At 44.6% G+C, this 12007-nt stretch carries 7 protein-coding genes and 1 pseudogene; 4 read left to right on the top strand and 4 right to left on the bottom strand.

Going from position 1 to position 12007, the window contains the following annotated elements:
• Positions 1 to 15 precede the first annotated feature (15 nt).
• Positions 16 to 729: a ribonuclease PH gene (gene rph / locus ACXACS_RS01920; RefSeq protein WP_025257195.1), complete on the bottom strand. Its 714-nt coding sequence runs from the start codon at positions 727 to 729 to the stop codon at positions 16 to 18.
• A gap of 300 nt (positions 730 to 1029) precedes the next feature.
• Between rph and ACXACS_RS01915 the strand changes: the two genes are divergently transcribed.
• Positions 1030 to 1893 carry a YicC/YloC family endoribonuclease gene (locus ACXACS_RS01915; RefSeq protein WP_269917860.1) on the top strand — a complete coding sequence of 288 codons (864 nt, stop codon included), beginning with the start codon at positions 1030 to 1032 and terminating at the stop codon, positions 1891 to 1893.
• A 248-nt stretch (positions 1894 to 2141) separates the two neighbouring features.
• Positions 2142 to 2258: pseudogene (locus ACXACS_RS01910) on the top strand (DUF4143 domain-containing protein); the annotation flags it as partial.
• 64 nt (positions 2259 to 2322) lie between these two features.
• Here ACXACS_RS01910 and ACXACS_RS01905 read toward each other — a convergent pair.
• From ACXACS_RS01905 to ACXACS_RS01895, 3 genes are all read right to left on the bottom strand, one after another.
• On the bottom strand, positions 2323 to 3828 hold the full coding sequence (locus tag ACXACS_RS01905; RefSeq protein WP_474803390.1) for a tryptophan halogenase family protein: 1506 nt from the start codon (positions 3826 to 3828) through the stop codon (positions 2323 to 2325).
• Positions 3806 to 5497: a tryptophan halogenase family protein gene (locus ACXACS_RS01900; RefSeq protein ID WP_474803388.1), complete on the bottom strand. Its 1692-nt coding sequence runs from the start codon at positions 5495 to 5497 to the stop codon at positions 3806 to 3808. Before ACXACS_RS01900 ends, ACXACS_RS01905 begins: the two co-directional genes overlap by 23 nt.
• A gap of 142 nt (positions 5498 to 5639) precedes the next feature.
• Positions 5640 to 8570, bottom strand: a complete 2931-nt coding sequence (locus ACXACS_RS01895; protein WP_474809184.1) for a TonB-dependent receptor — start codon at positions 8568 to 8570, stop codon at positions 5640 to 5642.
• 522 nt (positions 8571 to 9092) lie between these two features.
• Here ACXACS_RS01895 and ACXACS_RS01890 point away from each other — a divergent pair.
• Entirely contained in the window at positions 9093 to 10430 is a 1338-nt protein-coding gene (locus ACXACS_RS01890) for a GH1 family beta-glucosidase (protein WP_474803385.1), read from the top strand.
• Positions 10431 to 10447: 17 nt separating this feature from the next.
• Positions 10448 to 11998 (top strand): MFS transporter, encoded by a 1551-nt coding sequence (locus ACXACS_RS01885; RefSeq protein ID WP_474803382.1) that lies wholly within the window; start codon positions 10448 to 10450, stop codon positions 11996 to 11998.
• Positions 11999 to 12007 lie beyond the last annotated feature (9 nt).

Below are 12007 nucleotides of genomic sequence, written 5' to 3'. Positions count from 1 at the left end.
GCTTAATTGCCTCGCTTACGCAAGCGCCGCTTTTTGAATATCGAATAATTCGCGTAAGCCATGCTTACCAATTTTCAATAATTCATCAAGCTCTTCAAACGAGAAGGGTTCACCCTCAGCAGTACCTTGAACTTCAATCAGTTTACCGGTTTCGGTCATCACTATGTTCATGTCTGTTTCAGCTTCAGAGTCTTCAGTGTACTCAAGATCAGCGATTGGCGTACCTTCATAAATGCCCACCGAAAGTGCAGCAATCATGTGCTTAAGCGGGTTAGTTTTGATAATGCCTTTTGCACGCATATAGGTAAGCGCATCAACAAGAGCAACACATGCACCAGTAATAGAGGCCGTGCGCGTACCGCCATCGGCTTGAATAACGTCGCAGTCTAACGTAATGGTGTTTTCACCAAGAAGTTTTAAATCAATCGCCGCGCGAAGTGAGCGCGCAATTAGACGTTGAATCTCTAGCGTACGACCACCTTGCTTACCACGGGCCGCTTCACGACCGCTACGCGTATGGGTTGCACGTGGAAGCATGCTGTACTCTGCGGTAACCCAACCTTTACCTTGGCCTTTCATAAAGCGTGGTACACCTTCTTCCACCGTCGCATTACACAACACCTTAGTGTTGCCAAACTCTACTAAAACAGAGCCTTCTGCATGGCAAGTGTACTGGCGAGTAATAGTAACAGGGCGAATTTGACTGGCGGTTCTGCCGCTTGGACGCATAGTGTTCTCCACAACGTAAATGCTTAAAAAAGGTAGCGCTTTACAGGTTTTTCGTGCGATATGGGAATAGAAAGCTCAATTCGCGGTCAAACCCTGTAAATTCGATGTAGCTACGAAATTGTGCATAAGTATAACGCATTACCCGTGACCGATAAAAACGAACTTTACATGTTTGCTTATTGAATTACCTAAATGTGCGCTAATATACAAAATACAAGAAAACCTGCTGTAGAAATTCACGTATACAACACGACGTTCGGGTTGTTTTTGCAGGCTTTCAGTTAAATTTAAAGGACATTTATGATTTACAGCATGACAGCGTTTGCGCGCGTAGAAACCAAAAAAGAGTGGGGCTCAGCCGTATGGGAAATACGCTCGGTTAACCAACGCTTTTTAGAAACCTATTTTCGCTTACCGGAACAGTTCCGCTCGTTAGAGCCGGTTTTGCGCGAGCGTTTTCGTAAAAAGCTAGCCCGAGGTAAGGTGGAATGTGCGCTACGCTTTACCGCGAACGATGCTGCTGTAACCAAGCTAAGCTTAAACGAAGAGTTGGCTAAACAAGTGCTTCACGCTGCCGACTGGGTGCAGTCGCATGGTCAGTCTACCGGCGTTAACCCGCTTGATGTTTTGCGCTGGCCTGGAGTGATTGCTGCAGAAGAAACTGATATGGATACCATTCACGGCGACGTAATGGCAGCGTTCGATCAAGCGTTAAACGACTTTATCAGTGCTCGCGCTACAGAAGGCGAAGCCCTTAAAGGTATGATCACACAGCGCCTAGATGCTATTGAAGTGGAAGCGGAAAAAGTCGCCGCGCGTATGCCTGAAATTATGGTGTGGCAGCGAGAAAAAGTGCAAACCCGCTTTGAAGAAGCAAAGGTAGAGCTTGATGCAGGCCGTTTTGAACAAGAAATGATCATGCTTGCGCAAAAAGTGGATGTCGCCGAAGAACTAGATCGCCTAAACGCTCACGTCAAAGAAACGCGCAATATCCTTAAAAAGGGTGGGGCGGTGGGTCGCCGTTTAGATTTCATGATGCAAGAGTTTAACCGCGAGTCGAACACGTTAGGTTCAAAATCTATCAGCACTGACATCACACAATCAGCTGTTGAACTTAAGGTGTTGATTGAGCAGATGCGCGAGCAAATCCAGAATATTGAATAGGTTCGTGGGTAAAAAGCTACCCGACCAAAGACGTCTTAAAAGCCCTGTTGTTTGCTTGTAAATACAGGGCTTTTTTATTTTTCCCGTCCAAATCGGTTTGCAGATGTCCGTCTTCTCGAAACTCGGTTTTGGTAAGTCGTTTGGATCGGGTGTTGATATGTCGAGTGTATCGACACACAAGAAAGTCATGTCGAAAAAACAGAAAAAAATCGACATAAACTGACCCGATAGTTCATTTATGTCGATAAAAATGTAATCCAAGCAAAACTTTTAAGTTAACCGGTACACAAGGCTCTTCAGCGCTAGAGCAAACCAATATTTTGATGCCTTTGTATTACACGCAGTATTTACCTGAGAGATGGTAAAAGCGAGTTGCTAGGCTCACTGTTAACACGCGACCTGTCGCCAACAACCAACGCTCCTAATAATTCATTTTAAATACTGTGTTAAGAAGGCCTCGTGCGAGGGGAGTTTAGCTACAAGGTTTTCCACCTGCTGCTTTAAACCCGCCATAAATTGCTTAAGCGACTGTTCACTCATTTCATCGGCAACGCGGTGATATTGCTTGGGCGTCATACCTTGGCCCATCAATACTTGCGTCCAAGAATCGACACGAAAAATGTCTCCGTCGTCTAAAAACACGCGGCCAGACTCGGCAAACAAAGCTAATTTGTGTTTGAGTGACGGCGGAATATCCATGCGCTGACACTGCTGCCAAAAAGGGCTGTCCTCACGCTGTGTCACCTTGTAATGCATAACAATAAAATCGAGTATGGCCGACATTTCGCTATCAAACTTGTTGTTGTATTCATCGATTGCGCTTTGGGTGATACCATCAAAAGGGAATAAACGCATTAAGCGTATAAGGCCAGTCATGATTAAATGAATGCTGGTCGACTCCAGTGGCTCAATAAAGCCACTGGATAGCCCTAGCGCTACGCAGTTTTTATTCCAACCACGCCTACGTTTACCAGGCGTAAAGCGAATCACTCTCGGCTCATTAATTGGCGCACCTTTTACCTGCGATTTGAGTGTATTAATGGCGTCCTCATCGCTCATAAAGCGGCTACAAAATACCAATCCGTTACCCATGCGCTCTTGAAGCGGTATCTGCCAACGCCACCCCGCTTCGTGCGCCACACTTTTGGTGTATGGCACAGGTGGGGCAGGAAGCTCTGTTTGCATGGCTACTGCTCTATCGCAAAATAAATAGTGCTGCCAATCGTCGTATCCAGTATGAAGAGCTTGTTCAATAAGCAGTCCTTTAAAGCCTGTACAGTCGATAAAGAAGTCACCGTTTACCACTTCACCGCTTGCTAATTGTAGGGACTGGATGTTGCCTGATTGCGGGCAAACAACGACCTTTTCTATGTCTCCTTCCTTGTGCGTTACCCCAGCTTCGCAAGCTAACGATTTTAAAAATCGACCGTAGGCGACGGCGTCAAAGTGATAAGCAAAGTTAAGCGGCATAGCTTCTGATGTAGCAAATTTATTCTGCTTAGCGGCAATCAGTTCAGGGCAATAATCACCAAATTCACCACCAAATCCGTACTCTTTAGCCCGCAGCCAAAAATGGTGAAACTCGCCAGCCCAACACTCTCTTCCGGTAATACCAAAAGAATGGATATAGCTGTGACCTTGTTCACGCCAATTTTCAAACTCTATACCCAGTTTGAACGTAGCTTGGGTAGCGCGCATAAAGGCTTTTTCGTCTATACCTAGCAACTTATGAAAGGTTCTAATCGGCGGAATAGTAGCTTCGCCAACGCCCACAATACCAATATCTTTTGATTCGACTAGCGTAACCTTTATCGACTTACCCAAAAGCCGGGCCAACGCCGTGGCCGCCATCCATCCTGCAGTACCGCCACCTGCAATAACAACGTTCTTAACGGGCGTTTGATTGTTACTGCTATCTAAACCCGATACGGCCATATGAGGTGTCCTTTTTATCTGAAGAGGAATTGTTATTTAAATTTGTAGCGCGATCACTTTCACTTGAAGCGCAAGTGTGGCCATTGTCCTGACGTTGAGTATGCGAGTGAAGGTGTTTCTGCTCATTGTAATAGCGCTTTGCAATATCTTTGAGCAGCGCATTATTAGTCGGCAGCCCCTGCAAATAGGTTTTTTTAGTCTGTTGCAACATTTCACTAAGATGCAGTGCTTTACACTTATCTTTTTCGTTTAAACGTAGTGGCGGCCCAAACGTAGTAAAGCCCATCCCGTACAACACGTATTGGTAGCTGGCAGAGGGAAAAATCTCTTCGTTCTCGATAAGATCTAAGCGTGAAGGGCTTTGATACTTCCACAGTTTAAGCAGCTCAACGAGTGAGTCAGGAATTGAAGCATCACTTCTCTGTGCTATCCAATAAGGCTCTTCTCTATCGCTAAGAACATAATGTAGCTTCAAAAAGTCGATGACTCGCTGCCAGCGGTATTCAAAACGCGAGTTGTAGCGCTTACTGACTATTTCCATGTGCTCTTTATTATGCGGAAACGCCTCACAGAGCATACGTAAGCCAAGCTCAACCATGGCAATAGCTGATGCTTCTAGCGGCTCAACAAAACCCGAAGACATACCTAAACTTACACAGTTTTTTACCCAGAACTTTGACCTGTAGCCCGGCTCAAAAGAGAGTGTGCGAAAAGCAAGTTCGTGCTCTTTTGCACCAGGATAACGTTCACAAACATAGTCAATAAGGACCCGCTTTGCCTGTTCTTCATTTGTGAATTGGGAAGAATAAACCAGACCGGTACCTCGCCGATGCTGCAATGCAATATCCCACGTCCACCCGCAGGTTTGTGCAGTAGCCACAGTGGTACTTTTTATTTCGTTATCATTTTCTGTGTAAGGCACTTGCAAGGCTATGGCTCTATCGTTAAGCATAGCGTGCTTAACGGGTACCCACGGAACTTTGAAATGCTTATCAATAAGCAAACCGCTGCTTCCCGAACAATCGATAAACAAATCGCCAAACACCTCTCGCCCACATTCTGTTACTACTTTTTCAATATCGCCATTTGGATGTGAAGTGAGCGAAGCAATATGGCCTATAACGTGTTCAACGTTCAGCTTGTCTACACAGTGCTTTTTCAATAAATCAGCGAGCTTTGCAGCGTCAAAGTGGTAACCGTAGTTAAGCACATGGGCATAGTCAGGCGTGGCAATTTGTTTGGGCGCCTTGCCTGCTGCACACATTGTCGATTGTAGCGAAAAAGCGTCTTCGTATGGCATGTCGGGCGCAAAAGCTTGCCAACAAGCATGAATATCAAGTTCGTTGTAGCCCGTTGGGATAGTGAATGGGTGGTGATAGCGGTGTCCGCCTTTACGCCAATTCACAAAACTAGAGCCTTGCTTAAAAGCACCTTGGCATAGGGTCAAAAACTCAGATTCATTAATGCCAATATCTAAAAGAGTATCGCGAAGTGACGGCCATGAACCTTCACCAACGCCGATGGATGAGATAGTAGGAGATTCAACAAGGGTAACCGAGTGTTTTGCGCTAAGCTTCGCTGCAAGAACGCCAGCAGCAAGCCACCCTGCAGTACCACCTCCAACAATGACGACCCGATGTAGGCCGCATTGGTTTTGTGAATTACTCATAAGACGATAACCACGCTATCTTGAAAAGCTCAGTTTCTGTCACGTGCCGAAGCTGTTTGTATACTATTCAAACAGCACTATGACAAAAAAGCCCGCTAAAGCGCAACCCTAAGCGCTATAGCGGGCAAACACACCCCAATTTTTAGAATGTATATCTAGCACTTAGCGCATACCTTGCACCAAACTCGTCTAAGTTCCAAAGCATTGCGCTGGTACGCCCATGTCGGCGAATATTTTCTTCAGTAATATTGATACCTTCGAAGGCCACTGTTAAATCTTCGGTTATATCGTAAGAGATACTCAAATCAATTTGTGAATAGGCTTCGGTATAGCCCGGCTCATTAATATACTGAGACGTCGTGTCTAAGAACTTGTCACGCCAGTTGTATGCAATACGAGCTTGCAGCGCGTCTTTCTCGTACATTAACACTAGGTTTGCAGTGTCGCTTAATCCCACTAGCGCGAACTGAGTAATAGAGGGGGCCGCTTCATTGTCAAACCCGATATCACCTTTAACAGACGTGTAGTTCGCTAACACTCCAAAACCACTGTCGCCAAAGAAGTGTTGCGCAGCTACTTCAAAGCCATAGATATTTGCGGCTTTGTTGTTAACTGGCTTTGAGTTTATAAAAGTGATGAGAGGGTCGTCGCTGTTCGGTAGAATATCGAACTGCTGCTCAAATTGTTCATCGGTTAATGAGTCATATTCAATACCGTTTTCTATGGCAGCAACCATATTAAAGAGAGACGTATCGTTTACCGGTATTCCACGGGTTTCTAACTCTGCACGCGCAGCTTCTGCGCGAGGGCCATTTGTCACATCTCTTAGGCCGAATACGTTCTCTTCAACTTGTTCATTACCTATAAAATTTTTCACCCGCTTGTCGTAAAAGCCCACCGACACATAGCTTGTTTCATCGAAATAGTACTCAACAGATAGGTCTAAATTATCAGACTCAAGCGGTATCAAAGATGGGTTACCAGAACTCGCCGTTGCAGTAATACTATCGGTAAGCAAGGTAGGTCCACTTTGTGGCGACACTGACGCAGCAGCACTTAGATTGTTATAGGTAGGGCGCGCGATTGTTTTGCTGTAAGAGAATCGAGCAATGACATTTTCAATCACTTCAATATCGAAGTCTAACGCAGGAAGCACATGGTCGTAGCTGGCTTCCACTTCAACGTCTTCCATTTCACTACCGAAGCGTACATTGAAATCATTATTTCCTTCCCATGCTATACCGCTGGGCAAACTAATATTTGCAATTGAAGTAACATCGGTATTTTCGTAGCGAACACCAGTAAGCAGGTTGTACTCCATTCCGTTTAACTCGCCCGACAAATCTAGCTCGAAGTAGACGGCGGTAATATCTTCTTCAATAGTTCTGTTGGTAGCAAAGGGGTTGTTAGCAACTAAGTCAAATCCATACTGCTGCGCTGCAAATGCACCAATCTCAGCTACACTCCCAGTAAAACCTTGCGAAAACATACCATCGGTATTGAAGTCATCAAATTCGCTTGCTAAATCAAGGGGGGTTAGCGAGCCCGAAGGTAATTCACCAGGGTTTTCTATACCCCAATTACCCATGGTGTGGCGCGTTAGCGATTGAAGCGACGTACTTTCCATAGAGCGCGACTCTATACCGAAGTTAATACTTCCAGTATCCATTACGTAAGACCCATCAAGACGGGCTTGGGTAATTTCAGTATCTTGCGATGAAAAGTTCATATCCAAAATTGACGTGCCTACGTCATCTTGATCTAACACGCCGTTGCCATTCAAGTTATCCCGCGCTGCATCGTCGAAATCGACAAACATAACAGGGAAATCACCGCTAAAGTCGACGCCTTGCCCTTTAACCACATTTGCACCTAGCCCTAAGTTTGTCCACGTTCCATAAGGGGCATCTGGGCGGCCTTCAGCTGACGAATTATGAAGGTCAAAAACCAGAGTAAAGTCATCGTTAACGAAGTACTCTAGGTTTAGGCCAATCGATTTATTTTCGTTTACCTGGTTAAGTTCTTGTAGCGCTAAGCCTAAATCACGAGGAAGCAAATCCCGGCGCTCTTGCGAAATTAATATTGGTGTTTTAACCGCTTCATCATCGAACGTTAGCTCAGCGAAATACCTGTCGTCCATCCAAATAGACTGTTCAGCACGCGCTTCATAAAGATCTTGTCTCGAATAAGTATAATCAAGCGTAGCCGTCATTTTTTCTGAGGGTGCAAATTGGACCGTTAGCTGGGCATTGGTTCTTTCACGCTCTCGGTCTGCCATGTAATAACGAAGGTCAGAAGGAATAGCAAACAGTTGCCCCATAGCTGGCGCATTATTTAATACAACAGGGTCACCACTGTCTGGGTTCGCTGGATCGGGAGATTGAGGAACAGTTCCTTCAAAAGGATTTACTCTCCATTGATTAACGAATGCACCTTGCGCTGCACTGTCGCGCTGCTGGAAAGAGCCCGTAAATGTGACGCCAAATGTATTATCGTCGTTTAGATAGTTAATAAACCCTGACAGTTCTGGCGTAACGTCATCGCCAACGCGATTCGTTGTATCGTGCAAGGCTTTAGCACCAACACTAGCAATTATACCGTTGTCTGCTGCATCGAACGGGCGCGCAGTTCGAATGTTAACCGTTGCACCTATACCTCCCGTTGCAATACTAGCTCTGCCGGTTTTATACACTTCCACAGCCCGCACACTTTCAGAAGCAAGGTCAGAAAAATCGAACGCACGAGAATTTGGCGTCCCGCCGCCTCCAGGTAAAGCAGAGCCTGGCATGGTCCTACCATTTAGGGTGACCATGTTAAAATCAGGTCCAAAACCACGGGCAGTGACTTGGCTACCTTCACCATTATTTCTGCTAATAGAAATACCTGTTATGCGCTGAAGGGATTCAGCTAAGTTAGTATCTGGAAACTTGCCGATGTCTTCCGCTGAGATGGCATCTACAACGCCCGACGAATCACGTTTTATTCCCATCGACTCTTGTACACTGCTTCTGATACCGGATACCTGAATGACTTCGATATCCTTTTCTGTTTCTTGTGCGGCGACCGGTGACATAACGCCACTGCTTAATGCGGTTCCCAGTATTAACGACAAGCTTGTTGCGATTTTACTTTTGTGTGGTGTTTTGTGTGTCACGATCGCTCTCTCTTTCATCTGTTATATAAGTGTGTTTGAACCTTAGCGCTTCTAGAAAGGGCTTTCTCAAAAAGCGGATGAAAAACCCTCAACAAGAAAGCGCTTTCCGAACATTAATTCAACAAAAGAATTAGATCAACACATTTTTTACAATAATTTCACAGCGAGTATATTCCTTTAAACTGACAAGCAATAACGCCAAAACAAAAAAACATTAACAATCATTAACATAATAAAATAAATCACCTTTATCTCACTATTTCTTATACATGTCAGATAATTGACCACTCCTAACTCTGTTAACTAAAAAATGACACTTTATTGAGAAAGCGCTTTCTAATTGTTTTTTATTTGTGCTATAACTCACCTCTATTAAAAATTCATCTTACTGCTATCCTGCGCAATATGGCCCTTGCACAGGAAGAAAAGAGGTTATCTATTATGCACAGTATTTCTCTACCCGCAGACAGTCCTTTGTTAAAGCAATCATTTCTTTATGGAACCGCTACATCAAGCTTTCAGATAGAAGGAGATGTGGAAAATCGCTTAGAGTGCATATGGGATAGATTTTGTGAGCGTCCTTCTGCCATTGCCGATCATTCAAATGGCGACGTGGCCTGTGACCACATTGCGCGTTGGAGAGAAGATTTCGAGATTCTGTTAGACCTTAATGTAGATGCTTACCGCTTCTCTATTTCTTGGCCTCGTGTTATGAAGCAAAACGGTGAGTTAAACCCTAGAGGCGTCGCCTTCTACAAAACATTAATTGATGCCCTAAACGAGAAAGGCATTAAGCCATTCGTAACACTTTATCATTGGGATCTGCCGCAATATTTAGAGGACAAAGGCGGATGGCTATACAGACAGACGGCTTATGAGTTCCAAAACTATGTAGATAAAATTTCCCGAGCTCTGGGTGAAAATGTTTTTTCTTACGCCACCTTCAATGAACCATTCTGTAGCGCTTATCTCGGGTATGAAGTTGGCGTACATGCACCGGGCAGGACGGGAATGAAGAATGGGCGCACTGCAGCTCACCACATTTTACTGGCTCATGGTTTAGGTATTAAAACACTTCGACAAAACGTTCCAAACAGTGAAGCCGGTATAGTATTGAATTTCACACCATGCTACCCCGCCACACAAAAATCAGAAGACTTATTAGCCACCCGCAAAGCTGATGAATATATTAATCAGTGGTATATGCAGCCAGTAATGGAAGGTAGCTATCCGGAAGTCTTATTTGAACTAGACGAAGCAGACAGACCACCGATAAAAGCAGGGGATTTGGATATTATTTGCCAGCCTATCGACTTCTTAGGCGTTAACTTCTACACGCGTTTACACTATTCAGTGCCAAAGGAAAAAAACGCATTATTTTTCGAACACCCTCACCAAGGGCCGCTAACCGATATTGGGTGGGAAATCTATCCAAAAGCACTTTATGATTTGCTTATGTCATTGAATGAAAGGTACACGCTGCCACCTATTTTCATTACTGAGAACGGCGCTGCTATGGCAGATAAGTTAATAAATGGCGAGGTTAACGATGTCGACCGTGTTAAGTATTACCATGAGCATTTAAATATGGTCCACAAGGCGGTCAAAGAAGGAGTGGAAGTAAGTGGTTACTTCGCATGGAGCCTAATGGATAACTTTGAATGGGCAGAGGGTTATGAAAAACGATTTGGCCTAGTTTACGTTGATTTTGAAACCCAGAAGCGCACACCAAAACTTAGCGCCAACGCTTACAAAACTTTGCTAGCAAGTCGAACATAGTAATATTGGAAAAAACGATGGACCATAAACTGACGATAAAAGAAAAAATAGGTTATGGCATGGGCGATGCTGCTGCTAACTTAGTATGGCGAGGCGCGCTCGCCTATCTTGCAGTATTCTATACCGATACCTTTGGAATTACTGCGGCCGCCGCTGCTATGTTGTTCCTCGTGGTTCGTCTTTCAGACGGCGTTACCGATATCATTATGGGGATGATTGCCGACAGAACGCAAACCAAAATGGGGAAGTTTCGGCCATGGATACTAGGCTCTACGCCGTTTCTCGGCCTTTTTATGATCCTTTGTTTTACTACTCCAGAACTTTCTTACTCTGGCAAGCTTGTTTATGCCTACCTTACTTACATCGGACTTACACTGGCTTATACGGTTAATAATGTGCCTTACTCAGCGCTAATGGGAGTAATGACCACCGACGATAGGGAACGAACAAGTCTATCTGGGTTTCGTTTTGCTGGCGCGTTTTTAGGTGGTTTAGTGGTTATGGGTTGCTTGCCCATGCTAGTAGATTGGTTAGGAAAAGGTAACGACGCTACTGGCTATCAGTATACGATGTGGCTATTTGCTGCCTTGTTGGTAGCGTTGATGTGCATTACCGTATTCACCACAAAGGAGCGTGTGACCATACAAAAATCACCTCAATGCTCTCGCCCGTTGTCATCTGAACTTTCTGATTTGGCTAAACAGCTGCCATTAATTTTGATTCCACTTTCAGCGATAACAGCCTTTTTCTATTTCCGCAACATACTAACTGGCGTGATATTTATTGCGGTGATGGTCTTCACCTCTATCGCAATTAAACAGTTAACTCGTCGCCCAGAATCTATGAACACCCGCTCACAGCAGGACATTATCGACTTACTATCAAACAAACCTTGGTTGATACTGTTGGGAATGGGTTTTTTAACCATGATGTTTAACGGTATCAAGTACGGCGTTATTGCCTACTACTTTAAATATTATATGGGAAATGAGCTACTCACAGGGTACTTCTTTATTGCTCTTCTGGTAGTATCCATTTTTGGTGCGCTAGCTACGGCAAAGCTATCTTCAATAATGGGGCGAAAGAAGCTTTTCATAGCCGCGCTATTGGCAAGTAGCTTACTCACCTGTGGCATTTACTTTGTGCCCCAAGGTAATGTGAGTGTAATATTTATCCTTGGCTGCAGTGCCGAATTTTTTGCAGCTATTTTACCCACCTTATTTTTCTCTATGCTAGGCGACTCCGCGGACTATAGTGAGTATAAAACCGGACGTAGAGCGACAGGTTTGGTTTATTCAGCGGGCTCTTTTGTCCAAAAGACCGGGGGCGGCTTTGCAGGTGCTTTAGTACTATTAGTGCTAGGTAGCTACGGTTACAACGGGCTTGATGTAAATACTATCGAGCAATCTCTTCCTGGTATGAAGTCATTGATGAGCTGGATACCTGCATTATTCGGCTTCGCTGGAGCAGCTCTTATCTGTTTGTATCCTTTAAATGACGAAAAACAGCGAGAAGTCACTAAAGCTTTACTTACTCGACGTAGCGAACAACCGCCGATAACGGCATAATACAAAAAC

The organism is Alteromonas sp. AWM4_230 (assembly GCF_056158305.1).
The sequence above is the reverse complement of the archived record's forward strand: the minus strand, read 5'-3'. Positions and strand labels throughout refer to the sequence as shown.

What these genes read in the sequence shown, in the direction of transcription:
- rph (WP_025257195.1), bottom strand. Translation starts at nt 729, where the DNA reads ATGCGTCCAAGCGGCAGAACCGCCAGTCAAATTCGCCCTGTTACTATT.
- ACXACS_RS01915 (WP_269917860.1), top strand. Translation starts at nt 1,030, where the DNA reads ATGATTTACAGCATGACAGCGTTTGCGCGCGTAGAAACCAAAAAAGAG.
- ACXACS_RS01905 (WP_474803390.1), bottom strand. Translation starts at nt 3,828, where the DNA reads ATGGCCGTATCGGGTTTAGATAGCAGTAACAATCAAACGCCCGTTAAG.
- ACXACS_RS01900 (WP_474803388.1), bottom strand. Translation starts at nt 5,497, where the DNA reads ATGAGTAATTCACAAAACCAATGCGGCCTACATCGGGTCGTCATTGTT.
- ACXACS_RS01895 (WP_474809184.1), bottom strand. Translation starts at nt 8,570, where the DNA reads ATGTCACCGGTCGCCGCACAAGAAACAGAAAAGGATATCGAAGTCATT.
- ACXACS_RS01890 (WP_474803385.1), top strand. Translation starts at nt 9,093, where the DNA reads ATGCACAGTATTTCTCTACCCGCAGACAGTCCTTTGTTAAAGCAATCA.
- ACXACS_RS01885 (WP_474803382.1), top strand. Translation starts at nt 10,448, where the DNA reads ATGGACCATAAACTGACGATAAAAGAAAAAATAGGTTATGGCATGGGC.